The 23,086-nt window shown below is 69.7% G+C and carries 15 protein-coding genes; 6 read left to right on the plus strand and 9 right to left on the minus strand.

Features of this window, described 5'->3' with window-relative positions:
* Positions 1-47 precede the first annotated feature (47 nt).
* Positions 48-1,421: an L-serine ammonia-lyase gene (locus tag OG876_RS16375; RefSeq protein WP_328525722.1), complete on the plus strand. Its 1,374-nt coding sequence runs from the start codon at positions 48-50 to the stop codon at positions 1,419-1,421.
* On the opposite strand, the gene OG876_RS16380 is transcribed toward OG876_RS16375, so the two are convergent.
* The gene (locus OG876_RS16380; RefSeq protein ID WP_328525723.1) at positions 1,422-2,129 is read right to left on the minus strand and encodes an SDR family oxidoreductase; all 708 of its coding nucleotides are present in this window, start codon (positions 2,127-2,129) and stop codon (positions 1,422-1,424) included.
* Positions 2,130-2,231: 102 nt separating this feature from the next.
* On the opposite strand from OG876_RS16380, the gene OG876_RS16385 reads away from it, so the two are divergent.
* Entirely contained in the window at positions 2,232-3,062 is an 831-nt protein-coding gene (locus OG876_RS16385) for a helix-turn-helix transcriptional regulator (protein WP_328525724.1), read from the plus strand.
* 143 nt (positions 3,063-3,205) lie between these two features.
* Complete coding sequence (locus OG876_RS16390) at positions 3,206-3,841, plus strand: hypothetical protein (protein WP_328525725.1); 636 nt, start codon at positions 3,206-3,208, stop codon at positions 3,839-3,841.
* Here the strand turns inward: OG876_RS16390 and OG876_RS16395 are convergent.
* Together OG876_RS16395 and lysX are read right to left on the minus strand one after the other, a co-directional pair.
* Positions 3,838-4,767 (minus strand): hypothetical protein, encoded by a 930-nt coding sequence (locus OG876_RS16395; RefSeq protein WP_328525726.1) that lies wholly within the window; start codon positions 4,765-4,767, stop codon positions 3,838-3,840. The two genes, OG876_RS16390 and OG876_RS16395, sit on opposite strands and share 4 nt — an antisense overlap.
* Before the next feature lie 75 nt (positions 4,768-4,842).
* On the minus strand, positions 4,843-8,199 hold the full coding sequence (gene lysX / locus OG876_RS16400; RefSeq protein WP_328525727.1) for a bifunctional lysylphosphatidylglycerol synthetase/lysine--tRNA ligase LysX: 3,357 nt from the start codon (positions 8,197-8,199) through the stop codon (positions 4,843-4,845).
* A gap of 166 nt (positions 8,200-8,365) precedes the next feature.
* On the opposite strand from lysX, the gene OG876_RS16405 reads away from it, so the two are divergent.
* Positions 8,366-9,142: an alpha/beta hydrolase gene (locus OG876_RS16405; protein WP_328525728.1), complete on the plus strand. Its 777-nt coding sequence runs from the start codon at positions 8,366-8,368 to the stop codon at positions 9,140-9,142.
* A gap of 5 nt (positions 9,143-9,147) precedes the next feature.
* Here OG876_RS16405 and OG876_RS16410 read toward each other — a convergent pair whose 3' ends face one another.
* From OG876_RS16410 to OG876_RS16425, 4 genes are all read right to left on the minus strand, one after another.
* Positions 9,148-10,377 (minus strand): ROK family transcriptional regulator, encoded by a 1,230-nt coding sequence (locus tag OG876_RS16410; RefSeq protein ID WP_328525729.1) that lies wholly within the window; start codon positions 10,375-10,377, stop codon positions 9,148-9,150.
* A 175-nt stretch (positions 10,378-10,552) separates the two neighbouring features.
* The gene (locus OG876_RS16415) at positions 10,553-13,477 is read right to left on the minus strand and encodes an ATP-binding protein (RefSeq protein ID WP_328525730.1); all 2,925 of its coding nucleotides are present in this window, start codon (positions 13,475-13,477) and stop codon (positions 10,553-10,555) included.
* A 102-nt stretch (positions 13,478-13,579) separates the two neighbouring features.
* Entirely contained in the window at positions 13,580-13,792 is a 213-nt protein-coding gene (locus OG876_RS16420; RefSeq protein WP_328525731.1) for a hypothetical protein, read from the minus strand.
* A complete protein-coding gene (locus OG876_RS16425; RefSeq protein WP_328525732.1) occupies positions 13,789-16,776 on the minus strand; it encodes a type 2 lanthipeptide synthetase LanM family protein in 2,988 nt (995 codons plus the stop codon). Before OG876_RS16425 ends, OG876_RS16420 begins: the two co-directional genes overlap by 4 nt.
* 423 nt (positions 16,777-17,199) lie before the next feature.
* On the opposite strand from OG876_RS16425, the gene OG876_RS16430 reads away from it, so the two are divergent.
* Both OG876_RS16430 and OG876_RS16435 read left to right on the plus strand, forming a co-directional pair.
* The gene (locus tag OG876_RS16430) at positions 17,200-18,273 is read left to right on the plus strand and encodes an MsnO8 family LLM class oxidoreductase (RefSeq protein ID WP_328525733.1); all 1,074 of its coding nucleotides are present in this window, start codon (positions 17,200-17,202) and stop codon (positions 18,271-18,273) included.
* Between the two features lie 33 nt (positions 18,274-18,306).
* Positions 18,307-19,767, plus strand: a complete 1,461-nt coding sequence (locus tag OG876_RS16435) for an NAD-dependent succinate-semialdehyde dehydrogenase (RefSeq protein ID WP_328525734.1) — start codon at positions 18,307-18,309, stop codon at positions 19,765-19,767.
* Position 19,768: 1 nt separating this feature from the next.
* Here the strand turns inward: OG876_RS16435 and OG876_RS16440 are convergent, their stop codons facing one another.
* Together OG876_RS16440 and OG876_RS16445 are read right to left on the minus strand one after the other, a co-directional pair.
* Entirely contained in the window at positions 19,769-20,515 is a 747-nt protein-coding gene (locus OG876_RS16440) for a 3D domain-containing protein (RefSeq protein WP_328525735.1), read from the minus strand.
* 91 nt (positions 20,516-20,606) lie between these two features.
* Positions 20,607-23,054 carry a glycoside hydrolase family 2 protein gene (locus OG876_RS16445; protein ID WP_328525736.1) on the minus strand — a complete coding sequence of 816 codons (2,448 nt, stop codon included), beginning with the start codon at positions 23,052-23,054 and terminating at the stop codon, positions 20,607-20,609.
* Between the last annotated feature and the right edge of the window lie 32 nt (positions 23,055-23,086).

Raw genomic sequence — 23,086 nt, forward strand, 5'->3', positions numbered from 1 at the left:
GGGAGGACACCAAACGGTCAACGGCGACCGGAAGGAACCTCCACACGATGGCGATCAGCGTCTTCGATCTGTTCAGCATCGGGATCGGCCCGTCGAGCTCCCACACGGTGGGACCGATGCGCGCCGCCCGCACCTTCGCACTCGGCCTGGCCGACGCCGGCCTGCTGGCCGCGACGGCGGGGGTCGAAGCACAACTCTTCGGTTCGCTCGGTGCGACCGGGCATGGCCACGGCAGCAACAAGGCGGTTCTGCTCGGGCTCGAGGGCGAGGACCCCGAGACCGTCGTCACCCATTCCGTCGACGCGCGGGTCGAGACGATCCGCGAGCGCGGCCGGGTGCTGCTGGCCGGCACGCACGAGATCGCGTTCGACGAGAACACCGACCTGGTCATGCACCGGCGCAAGGCGCTGCCCTACCACCCGAACGGGATGAGCTTCGTGGCCCGCTCGGCGGATGGCGCCGTACTTCGGGAACGCACGTACTACTCGGTCGGCGGCGGATTCGTGGTCGACGAGAACGCCGCGGCCGGCGACCGGATCGTGCTGGACACGACCCCGCTCAAGTACCCGTTCACCACCGGTGCCGAGTTGCTCGACCGCTGTCGCGAGTCGCAGTTGTCGATCAGCGAGGTGATGCTCGCGAACGAGCTCGCCTGGCGGACCGAGGAGGAGATCCGGGCCGGGCTGCTGCACATCTGGCAGGTGATGCAGGACTGTGTCCGCGAGGGCTGTGAGACCGAGGGCATCCTGCCCGGCGGGCTGAAGGTGCCGCGCCGGGCGCACTCGCTGCACCGTCGGCTGAGCGCTGACCCGTGGTCGGTGGATCCGCTGAAGGTGATGGACTGGGTGAACCTGTTCGCCCTCGCGGTGAACGAGCAGAACGCGTCCGGCGGCCGGATCGTCACCGCGCCGACGAACGGTGCCGCCGGCATCATTCCCGCCGTACTGCACTACTACCGCCGGTTCGTGCCGGGGGCGACCGACGACGGTGCGGTCAGATTCCTGCTGACGGCCGGCGCGATCGGCGTGCTGTACAAGGAGAACGCGTCGATCTCCGGCGCCGAGGTCGGCTGCCAGGGCGAGGTCGGCTCGGCCCGCTCGATGGCGGCGGCCGGGTTGTGCGAGGTCCTCGGCGGTACGCCGGGGCAGGTCGAGAACGCGGCCGAGATCGCGATGGAACACAACCTCGGCCTGACCTGCGACCCGGTCGGCGGGCTGGTGCAGATCCCCTGCATCGAGCGGAACGCGATGGCGTCGGTGAAGGCGATCAACGCGGCCCGGATGGCGATGCACGGCGACGGCGTCCACGTCGTCACCCTCGACAAGGTGATCAAGACGATGCGCGAGACCGGCGCCGACATGAAGATCAAGTACAAGGAGACCTCCCGCGGCGGCCTGGCCGTCAACGTCATTGAGTGCTGATCACCAGGGCACGGTTCCGTTCAGGCTGAGGTACTCGCCGGTCGGGCCGTCCGGGCCGATGGTGGCCAGCCGGACGATGATCTCCGCACCCCGCTCGACGCTCTGCGGACCGCTGTGGGCGTTGAAATCCGTCGCGGTGTAGCCGGGATCGACCGTGTTGATCCGGAGCTCCGGCAGTTGGCGCGCGTACTGGACCGTGAGCATGTTGAGCGCCGCCTTGGACGACCCGTAGCCGGGTGCGGGCACCCAGATCGGTACGGCGTCGCCCTGACCCTCCGGATCGACGGCGGTGGCGATCGAGCCGAGTCCGCTGGACACGTTGACGACGACCGGGTTGTCGCTGCGGTCGAGCAGCGGCAGGAAGTGGTGCAGCATCCGGACCGGGCCGAACACGTTGACGTCGTACGTGATCTGCAGGTCGTCCGCCGTCAACTCCCGGGCGGTGTGCCGCGGACCGGGGATGCCGGCGTTGTTGATGAGTACGTCGAGCCGGCCGGCCTCGGACTCGAGTTGCCGGGCCGCGGCGGCGACGGAGTCGTCGCTGGTGACGTCCAACGGGAGGTAGTGCGCGCCGAGGTCGGTCGCGGCCTGCTTGCCGCGCTCGGGATCCCGGGCGCCGAGGTAGACGGTGTGTCCCGCGGCGACGAGGCGACGGGCGGTTTCGAAACCGAGGCCCTTGTTGCCCCCGGTGATGAGTGTCGTGGTCATGACTCCACCCTCGCGCTACGGCGGTCGGCCAGATAGTGCCCGCGATGTCCTAGGGAATGGCAGTACCAGGCTGGTTCGGGGCGTGCGCGGAATACTGGGTGTATGGGTGAGCTCGGGCGGACACTGCACGCGTGGCGCGATCGAGTAACCCCGGACGAGGCCGGCCTGCCCGCGGGTGAGCGGCGGCGCGCACCGGGGCTGCGTCGGGAGGAATTGGCGCAGCTCGCCGGACTGTCGGTGGACTACATCGTCCGGCTCGAGCAGGGCCGCTCGGACTCGCCGTCGGTGCAGGTGCTGACCGCGCTGTCCCGGGCGCTCCGGCTGTCCGATGCCGAGCGCAACCATTTGTTCGTACTCGCGGGCCAGGTGGAACCGTCACCCGGCCGGATCTCGGCGTACATCCCGCCCGGGGTGCACCGGATGGTCGATCAGTTGGAGGGTGCGCCGCTCTGCGTGTGCGACGCGGCCTGGGGGTTGATCACCTGGAATCCGCTCTTCGCGGCCCTGATCGGGGATCCGTCGGAGTGGCGCGGCCGCTGGCGCAACATCATCTGGCGGCACTACGCGGCGCCGGGCGAACGCGTGCTCCAGACACCCGAGCAGCGCCGAAGCTTCCAGATCGCGATGGTGACGGACCTGCGCGCCTCCCTGGCCCGCTATCCGCACGACCCGGAACTCAGAGCGCTGATCGACGAACTGCGCGCCGGGTACGACGAGTTCGCCCAGCTCTGGGATCAGCCCGTCGTCGGTTTCCATCAGACCGAGCAGAAGACCATCCGCCATCCCGACCTCGGCACCCTCGTCATCGACTGCGACGTCCTCACCGTGCCGGGCAGTGATCTGCGCATCGTCGTCTACACGGCCGCGCCGAACAGTGAGGCCGCCGAGAAGCTGCGCCTGTTGTCGGTCATCGGCCTGCAAACCCTTCGCTGAATTCTGAACGCGTCAGTCCTAATAACGGACAGAGATGCTACGAGTACGTACTGGTTATCCAGGTGTCAAAAGATTGCGATCTAGCGTGGAATTTCTTCCAAGGACTGTTTGAAGCGCTGGTTCAACCGCTACTGTGCGGGACCGTGAGACCGTTCTCTGCCACGGCACCCGGCCGCCCGCCCTGGCAGAACCCGCAGCGACTTCGACAGGTCGCCGCCGGCGCCGGCGTACTGCTGCTGCTGTACGTCGTCCTGTTCCTCACGGCGCTGGCCGGCGGCCCGCGGATCGGGGCCTCGTTCCTCCCGCTCCCGGGTGGTGGCCCCGACCCGGCCAACCCGGTCGCCGGGCTCGAACCCGGCCAGCCCAGCCAGAACGTCCCGGCGATCCCACGCGGCACCACGGCCACGCCGACCTCACCGGGCACCACCCCGCCCACGCCGTTGCCGACAGCAACGACTCCCGGGGTCGGTGCGACCACCGGCCGCATCCCCGGCGAAAACACCGTGTACCCCACGCCGGCCCCGGGTCGGCCGACCACGCAGATCGTCGACCGCTTCGAGCCGACCATCCCGGGCGCCACCAAGACCCCGCCCACGCGCCCCGCCGATCCGCCCCGCACCGAGCCCACCACGCAGCCGACCACCAGCAATCCGACGGCCCCACCCCCGACCAGCACCACCCCGAGCACCCCGCCGACAACCCCCGAAAACCCAGACCCGCCGAACTCACCGTCCCTAGGCGGCCTCCTCGGCGCCCTCCTGGACAAACTCGGCCTTTAGTACGCCTCCACCTCGGTTGTCTTGGCGTTGCCGCCGAGGGTGGGTTCCAGGTTCACCTGCCAGCTCTCGTTCCGGCCGAAGGCCTGCTCGAACTTCTGGAACGAGCAGTCCTCGCCGAACTGGCGACGGGTGGGACTCCAGTCCGTGCCGCTCTTGAAGTAGATGTGGTACACGCCGCCGATCCGGCTGATCGTGGCGGCTTTGCCCGCCTGGATGAACATCATCACGTGCGGCTTGGCCGGCGGCTTCCCGTCGGTGACGATCGAGACCGCGACGTCGTTCGCCGTACCGTTGGTGACCTTCAGCCGGCCGGTGCCGGTGGGACCGCTGCGGATCACGATGGCACCGTTCGACGGGCGCACGACCTTGGGTTCCGGTCCGGGATCGGGCAGCGTGCCGCCGAACTTCAGCCCGAGCCGGTCCAACGGCACGGTCGCACCGCTCAGGTCCGCCCGCAACTGCCGCTGCACTTTCTGCGAGGTGTAGGCGACACCACCGCAGCGCGCGTTCGCTTCCGTCCGGTCGGAGTTCGACAGGGTCTCGGCCGCCGACCCGAGGCTGTCCTGCAGCACCTCGTGTACGGCGGTCAGTCGCGTGGTCACCGTGAGGTCGGCCAGCTGTGACGATGCCGCGTCGAGGGAGTCGGCGAGCATCGTTATCGCCTCGGTCAGACCCTCGGCGGTGCGCACCCGGGTCAGCGTGCGCAACGGACCGGCCAGGCTCTGCTCGAGCTTGGTCAGCTCCGCCTGGTACGCCGCCGACCCGAGCGGACCGGCCGGTGGTACTGACGCGGCCGGCGCAGGTGCGGACGTCGTACCGATCGTGGATGGTGACGACGCGACCGGAGTCTCCTCCGGCGTGCGGCTACAGCCGGCGAGCACGGCCAGCATCGCCACCCCTGCGCAGAGCGCAGCACAGCGCTTCATGTACTTCCCCCCAGGTCGCCCCAAAACCCTGTGCCGCACAGGGTATGCGCACACCTGCCTCGGAAGCGAGTGGCGTCAGTCCCGCGGAGCCGGCCGCACGAAGGGGAACGCGAGGGTCGCGCGGATGTTCTGGCCCGTCAGCATCATCAGAACCCGGTCCACGCCGATCCCCAGGCCGCCGCTGGGAGGCATCGCGTACTCCAGCGCGTGGAGGAAATCCTCGTCGAGGGACATGGCCTCGGGGTCGCCGGCGGCCGCCTTCAGTGACTGCTCGGTGAGGCGACGGCGTTGCTCGACCGGGTCGACCAGTTCGGAGTACGCCGTACCGATCTCGGCGCCGAACGCGACCAGGTCCCAGCGTTCGGCCAGGCGTGGTTCGGATCGGTGCGTCCGGGTCAGCGGCGACGTCTCGAGTGGGAAGTCGGTGTAGAACGTCGGCAGCGTGGTGGTCGGCTCGACGAGTTCGTCGTACAACTCCAGGACGAGCTCACCGGCGGACATCTCGAACGTCGTGTGTACGCCATGCTCCGCGCAGAGTTCCCGGAGTCGCTCGGCCGAGGTGCCGGCGTCGATCGTTACCCCCGTGGCCCGGCTGACCGCGCCGTGCACGGTGATGACCGGCCACTCACCGGAGATGTCGATGTCGCCGTCCGGCCGGCGGACGATCGGCTTGCCGAACACCGCGGTCGCGGTCTCGATCAGCAGTTCGCGGGTGAGCTCGCGCATCACGTGGTAGTCGGCGTACGGCTGGTAGGCCTCGACCGAGGTGAACTCTGGGTTGTGGGTCGCGTCGGCGCCCTCGTTGCGGAAGTTCCGGTTCAGCTCGAAGATCTTGCCCATCCCGCCGACGCAGAGCCGCTTCAGGAACAGCTCGGGCGCGATCCGCAGGAACAGTTCGGTGTCGTAGGCGTTGATGTGGGTGACGAACGGTCGCGCGTTCGCCCCGCCGTGCACCGCCTGCAGCATCGGCGTCTCCACCTCGATGAAGCCGCGCGACTCGAAACCGTTGCGCAGGGCCCGGACCGCCGCGCTGCGGTGCCGCATCATCTGCAGGGAGTCCGGGTTCATCACGAGGTCGATGTGCCGCTGCCGGACCCGCGCCTCCGGATCGGTGAATCCCTTCCGCTTGTCCGGCAGGGGATGCAGGCACTTGGCCGCCATCAGCCAGGCCGTCGCCGCGATCGACAGCTCGCCACGGCGGCTCGTCACCACCTCGCCGGTGACGCTGACGTGGTCGCCGATGTCGACCAGGCGCCGCCACTGGTCCAGCGGCACCTCGCCGCACGCCTCGGCGGTCAGCATCACCTGCAGCTGGGCCAGACCGTCCTGCAGTTGGGCGAACGCCAGGCCGCCGTGGTTCCGCATCCGCATCACCCGGCCCGTCACCGACACCGTCTGGCCTGTCCGGTGATCGGGCGGCAGGTTGTCGTGCAGCTCGCGGATCCGCTCCAGCGTCTCCGTCCGCGGCACGTTCACCGGATACGGATCGATGCCAGCGGCAATGAGCTCGGCCAGCTTGGTCCGGCGGATCAGCTCCTGCTCGGTGAGCTTGCGATCGGGCAGCGCCGGCCGCAGCAACTCCTCTTCCTGCTGCCGTACGGCGTTCGCGAACCGGCCACCGTCCGACGCCATGATCGCGTGCCGTTCGGCGGTCTGGGCACTGTCGACACGCGTCCAGGGCCGGGGCGCGGGCAGGAAGCCCTCCGCGGTCCCGGCCGCCAGCAGCACCTGGGCGAGCGACGCTCCGCGCGAGTAACAGATCAGCCGCGGCGACCAGCGCGGCAGGTACTTCTCGTTCGACTGGTAAAGACTCTCCAGCTGCCAGAACCGCGAGGCCGCCGTCAGCAGCGCGCTGGTCAGCCGCAGCACCGGCCCGGCGCCGACCCGCTCGGCATCGCTGAAGATCTCCCGGAACATGGCGAAGTTCAGCGAGATCCGGTGCAGCCCGAGATCGCCGCAGGCGTCGACCAGCGACGTCACCATGAACTCCATCAGCCCGTTCGCGGACTCCGGATCCCGCCGCATCACATCCAGCGAGACACCCCGGACACCCCACGGCGCGAACGACAGCAGGCCCCGTACGGCGCCGTCCGCATCGCGGGCGATCACCATCACGCATCGCGCGTCGGCCGGATCGCCCAGCCGCCCGAGCGCCATCGAGAACCCGCGCTCGGTCCGCGCTCCCCGCCACTTCTCGGCGAGGTGGACGTACTCAGTCATTGCCTCAGGCGACAGATCGCCGTGCCGAACCACCTCGGCGTGATAGCCGGCCCGCTGGACCCGGGTCACCGCCTGCCGGACCGGCCGCATCGTCCGGCCTTCCAGCGTGAAGTCGGCGACGTCGATGATCGCCTCGTCGCCCATCGCCAGCGCCCGCAGGCCGGCATCGACGTACGCGTGGGCGGCCTCCTCGCTCGCCGACAGGACCGCGGGGGACCAGCCGTACGTGCGCGCCTCGGCGAGCCAGCGCTGGATCGCACCGGGCCAGGCGGCTGGATCACCCAGGGGATCCCCGCTGGCCAGGCTGACCCCGTTGACCACCCGGTAGGCGATCGCGGCGTCGTTGCCGGGGGCGAAGATGACCGCCTTGTCCCGCCGGGTGGCGAAGTACCCGAGGGAGTCCCGCTCGCCGTGCAGCAGGAGCAGCCGCCGGACCTCGAGTTCCTCGGGCTGGGTGAGGTAGCGGACCCGGCGGACCGAGCGGAGGAAGATCCAGAACGCGATCACCAGCGAGGCGGCCGAGATCGCGCCGACCGTCAGGCCGATCCAGCCGTGCCCCTCGTGCCCGCCCATCTTGTTGCGGGACTGACCGAGCGCGGCGATGACGGCCCAGCCGATCTTCTGCCGCTGACCGGTCAGTGTCCGCGGGAAGATCTGGGTCAGGGTGATGCTCACCGCGATCGAGATCAGCAGGCCGAGCACCAGCGCTCCGATCGCGAGCCGCCGGGTGCCGGGTGCCAGCCGGGCCGGGAACGCGGCGCGGATGTTCCACAGCAGCACGATGATCGCGGCCACCACGACCACCTGGACGATGCCCCATTCCAGGTCCTGGACACTGGCGGGACCGAAGTCGCGGAGCAGTTCGGCATCGTTCGGGTTGGCCAGCCGGACGCTGGTGAACGCGACGGCCGCGGTCTGCGCGAGCAGCCAGAGGACCTGGAAGACCCACAGGACCCAGAGCAGCGCCGCCCGTTTGCCCCGCAGTAGTGCGCTACCGACGACGGCCAGGTAGACGGCTGAGAAGAACGTGTGCCCGGCGGGGATGCCGAAGAAGTCGAACGCCATGTCGACGCGTTTCACGTACGCCGGGGCGAAAATATGCAGCGGGATCGCCAGGAACGACCACACCGCCGCGAACACGACGATGCGGCCCACCCAGACCGCGGCGCGCTGCTTCCACGCGGGGATCACTTCCTGTTGTTCCAGCCGCACCAAGCGATCATCCCACTTGTTCGCTGAGAGTTCGGTCGCCCTAGGTCTACCTGGACGGTATAGCTGACGCCACAGTCAATCCTTTGGTTGACATGTCAGGCCGGCGCTGCTCGTCTGCCTTATATCCGGCGACATAGTTACCAGGTCTCAGGCAGGCTTTCCTACGATGACCGTGATCTGGATCGTGCTGCCCGGCCTGGCCGAGACTCCTGAGGAGTTCGGCCGGGTCGTCGAACTGTTACCGGGGCAGGATGTGCGGGTCATCGATCCGTGGCGTACGCCGATCACGTCCGACGTCGACGAGTTGCGGACGGCGGCCGGCGTACCGGCGGGGGCGGAGGTCGGGCTGGTCGGGCACTCGATCGGCGGACTGGCGGCGCTGCGCTGGGCGCTGACCCGGCCGCTCGAGGTGACCAGTCTCGTCCTGGTCGACACCAGTCTCACGTCGGAGATCGGGTGGCGCGGGCTCTACCCGGGGACGCGCGGTGATCGGGCGGCCCGGGCGTTCCTGCGGTTCCTCGGCCGGATCGGCGGGCCGCAGGTGCTGGGTCCCACGCTGCGGCGGCTGTTCGTCCGGATCGGCAGCCGGTCGAACCACGATCTGTTGTCGAAGGCAACCGCCCGGGCCCGGTACGGCGCGGCGTCGTCGTGGGTGCTGTTCTGGGACGAACTGGCGAGCAGCTGGGAACTGGCCGCCGAGGTCGCCAAGCTCGTCGCCGGTCCGGTCGGTGCGCTCACCCCCACCACGCTCCTCGTCGCCACCGGCGGCACCTCCCGCTTCACGGCCACCCGCTGGCTCGCCGGCCAACGCCGCCTCGCCACCACCCTCAGCGGCACAGTCGACGTCCTACCCGACTCCGCCCACCTCATGCACCTCGACCGCCCCGACGCCATCGCCGCAGCGGTCATCGACCGAAACGGCCGCGGCAGTACGTATGGGTGATGAGGTCAGGTGGTGCTGGTGAGGGCAGGGGTGGGGAGTTTGCGTTGCCAGACCTCGTCGAGAGCCATCCGCATGGCACCGGTGACCACGGCGTCCTCGGCCAGGGCGGACAGCTCCAGCTTCGGGTGGTTGAGAGTCAGCAGCCGCAGCTGGTCTGAGATGGCGTCGAGCAGTACGGCGCCCGCCCGAGCGACACCGCCACCGATGACCACGGCGGTCGGGTCCAGCACCAGTACGGCGGGAGCCAGCGCGCGGGCGAAGTCCCGGGCGACCCGTTGCACGACCGCCTGAGCCACCGGGTCGCGCTCTGCCGCGGCCGCGAACACATCGGCCGTGTCGAGCTGCTCTCCGCCGAGCTCGGCGAGGCGGGACTGTGGGTTGTCCAGAGCGGCCTGGCGGCCGAGTGCGGCGATCGCCTCCGAGCCGACCGCACGCTCCAGCGGACCCCGGCTGTCCTCGGGGTTGATGACGTCATCCGGACCGGTGGCGATGAAGCCGATCTCACCGGCCGCGCCAGTACCGCGGTGCAGCCGGCCGTCGATCACGATGCCGGCACCGAGCCGCTCACCCCACTGGACGGCCAGCAGCGTGCCCGTCCCGCCACGAGCGGCCGCGATGGCCAGGGCGGCCAGGTTGGCGTCGTTGTCGAGCATGACCGGGCAGTCGAGCAGACCGCGGACGTGCTTGATCAGGTCGATCGCGGACCAGCCCGGCACACTCGGGACCAGCTGGACCCGGCCGGTGTGCTCGTCCACGATGCCAGGGCTGGCGGCGACCACGGCCGCGATGTCCTCGGCCGGCACCTCGGCCTCTGCGAGCGCCTCGTTGATCACCTCGCCGATGACCCCGAGCAGCTCTTGCGCGGTCCATCCAGGTCCGGAGCGCCGTACCAGTGAGAGCTTGCGGCCGGCCAGGTCGGAGACCCCGACGGTCACCCGGTGCGGGCCGACGTCCAGACCGAGGACGGGGGCCGCACGGCCGCGGAGCGAGACGCGGATCGCCGGCCGCCCGAGTGAACGGTCGGCCGAATCCGGGCCGTGCTGCTGCAGCCAGCCGGCCTCCAGTAGTTCGTCCACGGCCTGGGCCACGGTCGGTCTGGCCAGACCGGTCCGTTCGACCAGTTCGGCGACGCGGAGTGGTGCCGGCGCGGATCGGCGGACCGCGTCCAGGACCGCGGCGACGTTGATCCGCCGCAGCATCGTCGTACCGCCGCCGCCGACCGTTCCCTTGCTCATGTCCGACCCCTTGCTTGCCACTCGCCTATCTTAATAGAAAGCGAGCGTTCATAAATTACCGTGACGGGTGTTTCGCGCCGGCTGGCGGACGCCGATGTGTGAGTCGACAACTATCACCCTCCGGGGGCCCGATGTCCCAGTACACGCACCAGTGCCGAAATAGGCACTGCCGCCGTCAGTCCTGGAGGACTGTCCGGGCGAAACTGCTCAGTGCCTCCCGATCCGGTTGCTGTGTCTTGGTCATCAGGCTGGCCACATGCTTCTCGACCGTCCGAGGCGAGATGTGCAGCCGGGAGGCGATCGACTTGTTCCCGATCCGGTCGACGAGGAGCTGACAGACCTCGTACTCGCGCGTGGTGACGCCGAGCTGGCGTAGATGCGCGGGCACCTGCTCGGTCCCGCTCCGCCGCTGCGAGACGGTTGCCCCGAGCTGCCGCATCAGACTCCGGCACGCACTCGCCACCGCCGGGATCTCAGCGTTGTGGAAGTAGTCCTCAGCTTGCCGCAACCACGCGACCGGCTCGCCCCACCCGTCCGCGTGCGCCGGCTCGGCCACCATCCGCAGCCCGAGGTAGCGCGCCATGGGATAGATCGACCCGGTCTCCAGCGCCTCCACCACTTTGGCGTTGGCCGCGTCGTACCGCCCGTCCCGCCCGAGCAGTACGGCGTGCGCCAGCTGGACGAACTGTTTGTTCCACCGCATCCCGCTGGCGGCCGTCGCAGTGACGGCCTCGAGGTGCGCCCAGCCGTTCCTGCCGGACAGTACGCCGAGCAGCAGGCCCAGCCCGTTCTTGCCCGAGGTGTGGAAGGTGGTCGGGTTCTGGGCGTCGTACGCGAGGGCCTGGGCCAGGTCGGAGTCGGCCAGTTCGCGGTTCTCCTCCAGGAGTGCGCAGAACGCGCGAGCCAGACCGTAGGAGTACGGCAGCTCGTACGACGCGCGCTCGCCACCCCAGTTGGCCACCTCGGCGAGTGTCTCCTCCATCGCTGCCCGCCGGCCCCGGTGTGCTTCGAGAATCGCCTTGGTGGACAGGAAGTACGTCGCCGACCGGCCCATCCGGAGTCGCCGCGTGACCGCCAGGCACTCGTCGATGATCGCGGCCGCCTTGTCGTACTCGGATCGCAGGATCGCCTGCTGACCGAGGATCCCGTCCACCTCGTAGACCAACGGGATCGCGCCGATCCGGAGCGCTTGCTGCCGGGCCCGCTCCAGCTCCAGAATGCTCCCGTTCGCGAGGCAGATCGTCCCCGCCTGGAAGATGTGCGAACAAACCCGCTGGAACGTCATCGCGTGCTCTTCGGCGACCTGCCGGGCTCGATGGAAGTAGTCGATCGACTGATCGAGGTCGTGCTCACGGGCCAGAATCCCCAGCAATTGCAGGGAGTCGCAGGCCACCGCGGGCAGCTTGGCGCGCTCGGCCGCCGCCGCGGCGCGGGTGGCCAGCTCGGTGGCCGCCTTCAGCCGGCCGGGACTCGATCGGGCCAGCTCGAGGTTGGCGGCGATCGCGTCGACCGGCGCGATGTCGGCGTCGGCGGCGTCGATGCCGAGCAGCGACCGCGCGGTCGCGACCTGGGTCAGTGCGGCCGACCAGCGACCGGCCATGTGTTCGAGGTTGGCCAGTTGCACGTGCAGGGCGGCGACCTTGCGGCTGTCCAGGTTGCGGTCGGCCATCTCCTCGATCGTCGCGGCGTGGTCACCGCTGGTCTCGAACTGGCCGGTCTCACTCAACGCGATCAGCAACGAGCCCAGGACCTCGGCGCGGCAGGTGGTGTCCGGATCGCCGGCCAGCAAGGCATTCGAGCGCTCCAGCAGCTTCACCGCCGACGCCATCGACCCTTCGTCGAAGGACCGTCTCCCGGCCGTGGCGAACAGCCGGCCGGCCCGGGCCTTGTCGCCGCCCGTCTCGGCGAGCTCCGCGACCATCGGGCACCACTCGCCCGGCAGTCCGGGATGCAGCTCCTCGATCGCATCCGCACACCGTCGCGCGAGAGTGGAACGCTCGGTCGGCGTCAGTCCGGCCAGCAACGCATCGGCCGTCAGCGGATGCCGGAACGCATACCAGTCCGGCACCGGCTCGTCCGGCCCGACCAGTTGCGCAGCCAAGCCGGCACGCAGCGTGGCCAACAGCAACCGTTCGTCGGTCCCAGTGGCTTTGCGTACGACGCTCAGCGGAAAGCGATGACCGATCACGGCCGCCAGCACGAGCAGGTCGCGCGACTGCGGCCCGAGCTGATCGGTGCGGCTACTGATGCTCCGGACAACGGCCGCGGGCACGTTCGTCTGCAGACCGTCGACGACCTGCACACTCCCGTCGGCCCTGGACAGCAGTTGCCCGGTCCGGCTCGCCTCCTGCAGCAGTTCCTCAACGATGAAAGGGATTCCGGCGCTGTCATGCCACAGCCGGTCGACCAGAGTGTCGGGTACGCCGCTCACCGGCACCTCGAGACAGCCGGAGGCCAACTCGCCGACCTCGGCCCGGTCCAGCGGCGGCAGCTCGATCAGGGCGGCCGTTCCGCGTTGTGCTGACAATCTGGCCAGCTCGAGCGCCGCACAGGTCTCGGAGCGCAGAGTCGCGACCAGTGCGATCGGCTGGTCCTCGAGGTTGTCGAGCAGGTACTCGATCACTGCCAGGGTCTCGGGATCGGACCCGTGCAGATCCTCCAGTACCAGCAGGCAACCGCGGTCCTTGGCGACCAGGGCGAGTAGCCGCAGGACAGCCTCTCCCAGGACGACGGTCGAGGTCGCGGTGTCGTGCGCCGTACCGTCGTCCCAGTCCGGGATCAGCCGGCTGAGCACCTGACGGTAGGGGCCGAGCCCGTCGGTGGCGGGCATCTCGCCGCGGCGGACGAGCGACAGCAATGCCTCGGTGAACGGGCGGAACGCAACCATGGCGCCGATGGCCCCGACCCTTCCACGCAGGGTCGCCATTGCGTCATCGAGTGCTTTCGTGGTGGCCAGTCCGGCCAGCCGGCTCTTGCCGATGCCGGGCTCACCGACCAGGAAGACCGCACCCCCGTGGCCCCCACGGGCCGCGGCCAGCAGGTGGTCGAGATGATCGATCTCCCGGTCCCTGCCGACCACTCTGGGCGAACGGGTCTGCATGCTTGCCAACTCTAACGACGTATCGCTGACCCCGCAGTGAATCGGCGAAGCCGGTCACCCCCCAGGGCCGGCCGGCTCCGCCGATCAAACGTTCGCTGGGCGTCAGTTCAGGCTGATGGTCGGCCAGGTGCTGGCGAGTTCGTTGCCGACGGCTGCGATCGCGAACGTGCTCAGGCCGACGGTGCCGACCAGGGCCATCGCGCGGGCGCCGACTTTGGTGCGCTTCGGCAGTGTGATCGGACCGAGCGGGTCGGTGGCGTCCGGGGCGGTGGACTGGGCGTCGGGCTGGGATTCGGGCTGGTGCTGGGCGGTCATGCGCTTCCCCTGTCGCTGTGTGGGTTCCGGCGCTGTGATGGGCGCCTCGACCCGGTGGTTGGTTCGAGCAGCAGCACGGACGGAACGCGTTCGGGGAACGCCAGCCGGAGCAGGCCGTAGCCGATTCCCGCCAGACCGGTCAGCAGGCCTGGAGATGGAACCGCCCGCGGTGTCCCGCACTGCGGCCCGTACTGCTGTACTGCGGCGAGCACCAGCCCGGCACGGCGTCGCCGTACCGCCTCGACGGCTGGGTGGTCGCGTTCGGCCAGCCACATCAGTGGCTCGACCGCGCCGAGCTCGCCGTGACACAGACTCATGTCGGCGAGCACCGGACGTTCTGTCGCGGAACTCAGGTACGCATCGAGGTCCGCGGGTACTCCGGCCGCCAGCCGGGCCAGTGCGGTGCCGGCGTCACCCGAGCACCAGCCGTGGCCGGCAGGCCGGTCCCCTCGATCCAGATCGGCAGCCGCTCGCGCGGCATCCAGGTACCTGTCGCCAGGTACGCCGTACTGACCGAGAGACCACGCGATTCCCTGGTAACCGCGAGCGAAACCGTGATCCGCTGCTACTCGGCCACGGAGGCCGCTCTCTACGGTGGTTACCAGTTCGTCGGCGTACCGCGTGGCCAGTCTGTGTGCCGCCGGGAGGCCGTCGATCGCTTGCATGGCGGCGAGTCCACCGGCTGCGCCCTCGGCGTACGTCGGGAACTCGGTGGGATCGGGGACGAGCCGCTCGGTGAGTTCCAGCGACCCTGCCAACCAGGTGGTGAGCTCGGAGTCGCCGAGGAGTGCGCAGAGGCGATTGAGGCCGTAGCTGATGCCACCGAGTCCGTGGAAGCCGGGTCCGACGAGTTGTGCCGACTCCGGATCCCCGGCCAGGGCCTCGAGCAGGTGGGGGAGCGGGCGGATGGCGTCGCGGGCGAGATCGCAGTACTTGCCGGCTCCGGTGAGGACGCCGACCTGGGCGAGGAAGAGCGCCGTACCGGTGTAGCCGTTGGAAAGCCCTGCACCCATTGGCCTGATGGCCCAGTGGTGGTCGTCGAGCAGTTCGAGTCCGAGCCAGTTGGCCGCGCCGCCGCGCTCGCTGATCACCTGCGCGACGATCTCGTCGGCGATGTCGGTGGCCGCGGCCAGCATGCACTCGGGGTCTGCCTCGGTGGCGCCGAGCCAGGGCCTGCTCGCCGTCGTGGTGTGCACGATCGGCTCCGGCCGGGTGGCGAGCGATGCCGAGATCAACCACTTCTGGCGGTGCTCGTCGATGTCGCCGAGATTCGCGATCTTCGCCTCGACCGCGGCCAGGCCTTCAGTGGCGAGGACGTTGGCGATCCGGGTGCCGTCGGAGGACCAGACGTCACGGCTGTCCGGACGAGCAGTGAAGAGCGGTACATCGCCGGTCCACAGGTCGGCCAGCTCGTAAGGCACCAGGTCGCGCAAGGACTCGTCGGCATCCCACAGCAGGTCCAGTAGCCGGCTCCGACCGGCCGCGTCCCGCAGTGCGTCCGGATGCGTCGACTCGTCCAGCAGGCCCGTGTAGAGACTGGTGCTCCTCGGGACGAACCTGATCTGGTCCGCAGCGCAGCGAGCCAGCAGACCGTCGGGCCCGATCAGCTCGTCGCGATGCCAGGCGATCGCCTCGTACCCGGCCCGGAACCCTGTCAGCACAGCGATCTCGTGCTCCCGCGGCTCGATCATCGCACCGTCGAGCAGTGGCCGGTTGGCGGCACTGTGCGTCCGGCCAGGACGCCGGACCAGGTGCATCGAGTCCAGGCCGGCGTCGGCCCAATCGACCACACCCATGGGCGCCGCCGCGTCCGCGTCACCGCCCAGCCCGGACAGGTCTGCCACTCCGTGCTCGCCGGTGACCAGCAGCGGCAACAGCGCAGTGCGGTAGACCGAACTGAGAAGCGCGCGGTACGCCGGGTCGCGGCTGAGCGAGCCCACTGGTGTGTTGCTCGGATGGAACAGGGTCTCCACGTCGACGAGGACAGGCTGGTCGCCGACGGCAATCAGGTTCTCGTAGTGCATGTCGGTGCCGTCCAGCACGTACAGCAGCGCCAGTAACGCGCCCTGCCGGTGATAGAAGCGCCGTACGCCGGCCAGATCGTCGCACGGCTCGTGTACGACGTACTCCAGCCAGCCATAGCCGTGACGGGTCAGCAGGTCGACCGTGCGGATGTCCAGACCGGTCTTGTCGTTCAGCCAGTCGACGAGCTCGTTGAAATGCCGGTGCAGCCCGAGCGGCCGTGGCTTGTAGACCAGCCGCCGCCCGTCCGCGAAGGTGAGGGTCGCTGTGCACCGCCCGCCGCGGTGGGGATCGCCACCGGGCTCGATGGCGGTCAGCGCGCCGGGGTCCCGGCCGTCCAGCAGTCCGGTGACGAGCGACTCACGGTCCTCGGCGAGCCGTGCCAGCAACTCGAGGTGACCCTCGACCGCCTGCCGGCACGACTCGCCCAGGACCCGGGCCAGCACCGGGTAGGCGGCCAGGAACTCCGCCAGCTCGCTCCCTCCGACGAGCCGGTGGGTGAAGGCCAGGAACCGTTCCGCCGGGGTGTCGCCGGCCAGCTCACCGCGGTCGCGGGCGCGGGCAAGCTCCAGCACCAGCGTCCGCGACGCCAGCTTCACCAGCCGCAGCCCGAGCCGATGCAGGAACTGCTCGGTCAGGACGCCGGTGTGCCCGGCGGCGACCAGATCGCGCCGGGCCGCGGTGAGAAGGGGTTCCAGGCAGCGCATAAGCGCCTGCCGCCAGTCCGTGCCGGGCCCACCCGTTGCCTCGGCCGCCCCACCTGACGTGTGGCCGCCGATCACACCGGTCCCTGCAGGGCCCCGACCGGCGGCAGGCGCGCTCGGTGGGAGAGCGGTACTGCGCTCCACGTACTCGACCCAGGCCGGAGCGGTCTGGGTCAGCTCGTGCGGGCGCATTCCCGCGGACCACCAGGTGTCACGCTGGTCGGTCCGGGCCCGCCCGGTGGTCACTGAGTTGAGCACGCGGACAGGCTGCCATCGGCAACGGGGTCGGGGCATGGGTAACCAGCCCCCATATTTAGGTGGGAGCTCGTGGCGGCGCTGGGTTCGAGCCCTGGGGACGATGCCTGCCGCGGGGCGACGACTGGGGGTTGACCGCCCCGCGGCAGCAGCGCCCGGCCGAGCGGCCTCTGGTGGAAGGCCGGCCGGCTCAGGTCGGGAACACTACGGTTCCCAGCTCGGTGTCTGCACTCCTGGTTGGCCTCCTCTGTCCGGGAATCCGCAACGATCGCGGGGAACGATGCCGCGACGATCCGGCACCGGGCAAGGGCTCCGAACCCCCAATTTCCGGCCGCCCGACAGGCCTGGACAGATGGGTGTGGAACGGCCGGAACATGGGGGGCGAACACCCATGTGTGATGCCGCGGACACTGCGACGGTGAACAGGTGCTCACCCCTGTCGCTCCTGGACTGCCCGTCTCGGCTCACTCTGTGCTGGACGTCGTACCGCAGCTGCCCGGTCAGTCGGCTGCGGCCGCGCTCCGGGAGACCGCGGAGGTGGCACAGGCTGCCGACGACCTCGGCTACCGCCGATTCTGGGTGGGGGAGCAGCACGGCGTCCGAGGCGTCGGCAGCGCGGCACCGGCTGTGCTCGCGGCGGTCCTGGCCGCGCGTACGGACCGGATCCGGCTGGGCGCCGGCGGTGTGCAGCTGGCCAACCATCAGCCGCTGGTCGTCGCAGAACAGTTCGCTGCACTGGCAGCGGCGTACCCGAGCCGGATCGACCTCGGCGTGGGCCAGCAGCACAGCCTGATCCCCAGTACGGCGGCCGCACTCGGCGGTGGCGCGCGGGACGCGTTCCCGCAGCGGCTGGACGAGCTGTGCGGGTTCCTCCGGGACGGCCTGCCCGGGCGAGCACCTGTGGGCGACGTACGGCTGACACTGGCCGGCTTGCCGCCACCGGTGTTCGTACTGGCCGACCATCCGAGTGCTGCGGCGACTGCCGCCGTCCGTGGGCTGCCTGTGTTCCTGGCGCATCACTGCGCGGCCGCGGTGACGCCGGCGGCGGTGGCGGCGTACCGGGATCACTTCGAGCCGACCGGGCCCACGGTGAAGCCGTACCTCGCCGTCACGGTCGGTGTGGTCGCGGCCGACTCGGAGGAGGAGGCGATCATCCGGTTCGCGGAGTACGTGCGGGTGAAGACCCGCCTCGGTACGACGGGACCGCGAGCGACACCGGCCGAACTGATGGCGGTCCTCGAGCAACCACTGACGGGACGCGAGCGGGGCCGGGCCGAGCGGATGCTGGACGACCCGAGCACCATCGTCGGCTCGAGAGCGTCCGTGGTGGCCGAGCTCGGCGGACTGGTCGCGAGTACGACCGCCGATGAGATCATGCTGGTCCCACTCGCCTTCGACGGCCTGGTCCGGTCGGCGATCCTCCGCACCATCGCCGCCGGCCTGACCCGCATGGTCCGCACGATCCCCAGGCACGCCCCACCACTGATCGCCACCGCCTAGTGTGGGTACTGCCGACTAGCGAGAGGCGGGCTCATGTCACGGGAGCGGGAAGTCGTCGAGGCGTGTCCGACCGAGCTGTACATCGGGGGGAAGTGGGTAGCGGCCGAGGGTGGCAAGACCCTCGCCGTCGAGGACCCAGCCACCGGTACGACGCTCTGCGACGTGGCCGATGCCAGTCCGGCCGACGGCAAGGCCGCACTGGACGCAGCGGTCGCCGCGCAGGCGGACTGGGCCGCCACCCCGCCGCGAGAGCGTGGCGAGATCCTGCGCCGTACCTATGAGCTGATGACCGAGCGGGCCGACGACCTCGCGCTGCTGATGACGCTCGAGATGGGCAAGCCGGTCGCCGAGTCCAAGGGCGAGATCGCCTATGCGGCCGAGTTCTTCCGCTGGTTCGCCGAGGAGGCCGTCCGGATCGACGGCGGCTACCAGATCGCGCCGAACGGCAAGGGCCGCTTCCTGGTGATGCGGCAGCCGGTCGGGCCCTGCCTGCTGATCACTCCGTGGAACTTCCCGGCCGCGATGGGCGCCCGCAAGATCGGCCCGGCCGTCGCCGCCGGCTGCACGATGGTGATCAAGCCGGCCTCCCAGACCCCGCTGTCGATGCTCAAGCTGGCCGAGCTGATGACCGAGGCCGGACTGCCGGCCGGGGTGCTCAACGTGATCACCACGCACAGCGCCGGCGGTGTGATGGAGCCGCTGATCCGGGACGGCCGCGCGCGCAAGCTGTCGTTCACCGGCTCGACCCAGATCGGCCGGAAGCTGATCGAGCAGGCCGCCGAGCAGGTGCTGCGGACCAGCATGGAGCTGGGCGGCAACGCGCCGTTGCTCGTGTTCGCGGACGCTGACCTGGACAAGGCGGTCGACGGCGCGATGCTGGCCAAGATGCGCAACGGCGGCGAGGCCTGTACGGCAGCCAACCGGATCTACGTGCAGGCGCCGGTGATGGACGCGTTCGCGGCCCGGCTGACCGAGCGGATGGCCGCGCTGAAGGTCGGCCGTGGCACCGAGGACGGGGTCGACGTGGGCCCGCTGATCGACGGGACCCAGCGGGACAAGGTGCGCGAGCTCGTCGACGACGCGGTGGACCAGGGCGCGCGGGCGCTGACCGGCGGATCGGTTGCCTCGGGCAACGGGTACTTCTACCCGCCGACCGTGCTGGCCGACGTCCCGCAGAGCGCCCGGCTGCAGAAGGAGGAGATCTTCGGCCCGGTCGCGCCACTGACCGCCTTCGAGACCGAGGAGGAAGCGGTCCGGATGGCCAACGACACGGAGTACGGCCTGGTCTCCTACCTGTTCACCAACGACCTCACCCGCGCGCTGCGTGTCTCCGAGAAGCTCGAGACCGGGATGATCGGCCTCAACCAGGGCATCGTCTCCAACCCGGCCGCACCCTTCGGCGGCGTCAAGCAATCCGGCCTCGGTCGCGAGGGCGGCACCGTAGGCATCGACGAATACCTCGAGATCAAGTACGTCGCAATCAACGTGGACTGATCTATTCGACGGTCAAGGTCAGGCGTTGGATGCCCCAGTTGTCGGCCGTGGGGCCGGGCGGGAACCAGACGTCGATGATGTCGTCCTTGATCCAGCTGCCGATGTCGGCCGCGTAGCAGTGGCCGTAGCCGGGGACCCACAGGCGAGTCCCCCACGGGATGATCCGGGCATCGACCGCGCAGATCCCGGTGCCGGCGTTGTAGCCGAGCGCGGTCTGAGCGACATCGTTGTACGCCGAGACCCGGTAGTTCAGCGTGGTCCCGGGCGCGAGGGCGAACGCGGCCAGCCGGTTGGACGAGTTCAGCCGGTATGACGTGCTGATCTGCCCGATCGACGACGCCGCGGTGTCCTCCGACGACATCGCATAGACCTGGTAGTGCGCACCGTCGCACGGGCTCGCATCAGTCACCTGCAAGGTCGGTTGACCCCAGTCACTGATCCACTGCAGCGCCTGACCGTTCTTGAACGCGCGATACGCCTTCGCACCGGTCACCCGGCTGAACGTGAACGTCACCTTCCCGTCCGCGCCGAGCCCGCCGTCGATCCCCGTCGGCGCGGGCAGTCGCCCGCTGACGTCGTACGGCGGTGCGGTCGTCCCGTCGCCGTGACCACCGGAGATCGGCCGGTCGGGAATCGGTCCGGTGTAGAAATGCTGACAGGCCGGCAACGCCGCCGACGCGGTGGACGGTGCGACGACAAGGGCGGCAAGGCTGAGGAGAACGACGCTCAGAGCACGCGATCGAGGCATGACGGCAAGACCTCCAAGGTGGGGCGGGACCATGAGGTTTCACCCTCAAGTAGCGGTCCCGCACCCCACTTAGTCAAGGTCTCGACGTAATTCAGTTCACCAGATCGTTCGCCGAACGCAGCACCGGTACGCCGACCTGCGCCGGAGCCGTCCCGCCCGTCACATGGAAGGTGTGGCGCTCGCCCGCGGACAGGGTGATCAGACACGAGTCCACCCGCGCCGCAGCGTCCAGCCGGTCCGGGAACAGCGCCAGGTCCTTCGCGAGCGCGGTCGCGGTGACGGTCACGTCGTACCCGTCGCTGGTCGGAGCGACCGACGCAGTGTAGGCGTCGCCGGCCAGCCGCAGCGCAGTGTCCTCGACGAAGTACCAGTACGCCGTCGACTCGCCGCTGCGGACCTCGAGGTACTCGCGGTGGGGATCGCCCGGCGTGGCGACCGACTCGGGAACCGAGCTGAGGACCGCCGAGCGTGGTTCGACTTCGAGCGCGAACGTCTCCTGCGCGAGGACCGTGCTCTCGGCGCCGGTCGATCGCCGGCGGACCGTGATCTCACCCGCCCACCGCGCATCCGTGTCGTTGTGCGCGGCAACCACTAACCCGTCTTCCCGCGGCTGCACGGTCAGCAGCCGTTCGGCGTACACGCGCTTCAAAGCGAACCACAGCGGCTTCCGGATCCCGTGCCCGTCGACCGCCGCCCACGACACCACCGGCCAGTTGTCGTTCAGCTGCCAGACCACCGCGCCGGTGTTCAGCGGGAACAGGCTGCGGAAGTGCTCGATGCCATAGGCAACCGCTCGCGCCTGGTTCAGCTGCGTCGTCCAATGCCAGTCGTCGATGTCCTTCCACCCCGGCAGGTGATCGCCGAGTCCGCGCTCCAGCTTGAGGTTGCCCTCGAAGGCCTTCTGGTGCACGAGCATCTGCGCGCCGTACGGATCCAGCGGCGCGTCGTGCACGACCGAGGTCAGCGTCGACCACGCCGGCGGCCCCTGGAACCCGAACTCCGAGACGAACCGCGGCTTGTACTTCCGGTACGTCGTGTAGTCCACCTGGTTCCAGACGTCCCAGATGTGCATCGTCCCGTGCCGCTCGTCGTTCGGGTGGATGAAGCGGTCGTACGAATAGGGGCTGCCCGGCGAGTACGGCGTTCGCGGGTCGAGCTCGGCCACGATCTTCGGCAGCAGGTCGAAGTAGTACCCCTCACCCCAGGCGCGCCCGGCCAGCGGCACCCGCCAGCCCCACTCGACGTACCCCCAAATGTTCTCGTTGTTCCCGTTCCACACCGCGAGGCTGGCGTGCTTGCTCAGCCGGCCGACCGCCTCCCGTGCCTCGGCCTCCACCTCGCTCCACAGCGGCTCGTCCTCCGAGTACGCCGCACACGCGAACAGGAAGTCCTGCCAGACCAGAATTCCCAGCTCGTCGCAGACGTCGTAGAAGGCTTCGCTCTCGTAGATGCCGCCTCCCCAGACACGCAGCAGGTTCATGTCTGCGTCGACCGCGTCCTGGATGCTGGTGCGGTAGGTCTCCGGGGTCAGCCGGGTCACGAACGCGTCGTCGGGGATCCAGTTGGCGCCCCGGCCGTAGATCGGCTTGTCGTTCACCGACAGCGCGAACGGCGTCCCATCGTTGTCCGGAGCAACATTCAGCGACACGGTCCGGAACCCGACCCGCCCGTTCCACTCATCCCGGTCGTCCACCGTGACCGTCACGTCGTACAGCGGCTGCTCGCCGTGCCCGCGCGGCCACCACAGGTCTACCGCGTCGATCGTCGAGGTGAGCTCGACGGTCTCGGCGCCGGCGGCAACTGTCACCGCCTGCGTCGTGCCGCCGACCTCGACGGTGATCGACGCCTCGCCGCCCTCGCCGTCCGCCCACGCGAGCGCGACGTGGGTGGTCAGGACACCCTGGCCGCCGTCGACGCCGGCCAACGGACGGACCGTGTCGATCCGCACCCCGGACCACGACTCGATCCGGATCGGCCGCCAGATGCCCGCGGTCGCGACGTCCGGACCCCAGTCCCAGCCGTAGTTCGACGCCATCTTCCGCAGCTCGTTGTACGGGTGCAGGTTCGTGTGCGGCCAGTCGCCGACCGTCGCCCGGATCTCCTCGGCCGTCGACACCGGACCGGCGAACTCGATCACCAGCTCGTTGTCACCGGCAATCAAAGCCTCGGTGACGTCGAACCGGTACGAGCGGTGCTGGTTCGCGGTCCGGCCGAGCTCCCGGCCGTTCAGCGTCACCGTCGCCACCGTGTCGAGGCCCTCGGCGACCAGCTCCTGCCGGGTGTTGCCGTCCGCGGTCCAGGCGAACTTGGTCCGGTATCGCCAGGACGTCCGGCCGATCCAGGCCAGCTTCGACTCGTTGTCACCGTCGAACGGATCCGGGATCTCGCCCGCCGCGAGCAGGTCGGTGTGCACCTCGCCGGGCACGGTGGCAGCGATCGGTCGCCCGATCAGACCCTCCGGCGCGGGACCCTCCAGCGCATCCACGGTCCAGACAGCACCGCCGTCGGTGGTCAACGGCACGACATTGAGGGTTGTCACAGGCGTTCTCCAAGGTGAACCGGTTTAGTCGG

This window comes from Kribbella sp. NBC_00359, from assembly GCF_036097425.1.
GTDB lineage: Bacteria > Actinomycetota > Actinomycetes > Propionibacteriales > Kribbellaceae > Kribbella.

What these genes read in the sequence shown, in the direction of transcription:
- OG876_RS16380 (WP_328525723.1), bottom strand. Translation starts at nt 2,129, where the DNA reads ATGACCACGACACTCATCACCGGGGGCAACAAGGGCCTCGGTTTCGAA.
- OG876_RS16385 (WP_328525724.1), top strand. Translation starts at nt 2,232, where the DNA reads ATGGGTGAGCTCGGGCGGACACTGCACGCGTGGCGCGATCGAGTAACC.
- OG876_RS16440 (WP_328525735.1), bottom strand. Translation starts at nt 20,515, where the DNA reads ATGCCTCGATCGCGTGCTCTGAGCGTCGTTCTCCTCAGCCTTGCCGCC.
- OG876_RS16375 (WP_328525722.1), top strand. Translation starts at nt 48, where the DNA reads ATGGCGATCAGCGTCTTCGATCTGTTCAGCATCGGGATCGGCCCGTCG.
- OG876_RS16395 (WP_328525726.1), bottom strand. Translation starts at nt 4,767, where the DNA reads ATGAAGCGCTGTGCTGCGCTCTGCGCAGGGGTGGCGATGCTGGCCGTG.
- OG876_RS16405 (WP_328525728.1), top strand. Translation starts at nt 8,366, where the DNA reads ATGACCGTGATCTGGATCGTGCTGCCCGGCCTGGCCGAGACTCCTGAG.
- OG876_RS16435 (WP_328525734.1), top strand. Translation starts at nt 18,307, where the DNA reads ATGTCACGGGAGCGGGAAGTCGTCGAGGCGTGTCCGACCGAGCTGTAC.
- OG876_RS16410 (WP_328525729.1), bottom strand. Translation starts at nt 10,377, where the DNA reads ATGAGCAAGGGAACGGTCGGCGGCGGCGGTACGACGATGCTGCGGCGG.
- OG876_RS16420 (WP_328525731.1), bottom strand. Translation starts at nt 13,792, where the DNA reads ATGACCGCCCAGCACCAGCCCGAATCCCAGCCCGACGCCCAGTCCACC.
- OG876_RS16415 (WP_328525730.1), bottom strand. Translation starts at nt 13,477, where the DNA reads ATGCAGACCCGTTCGCCCAGAGTGGTCGGCAGGGACCGGGAGATCGAT.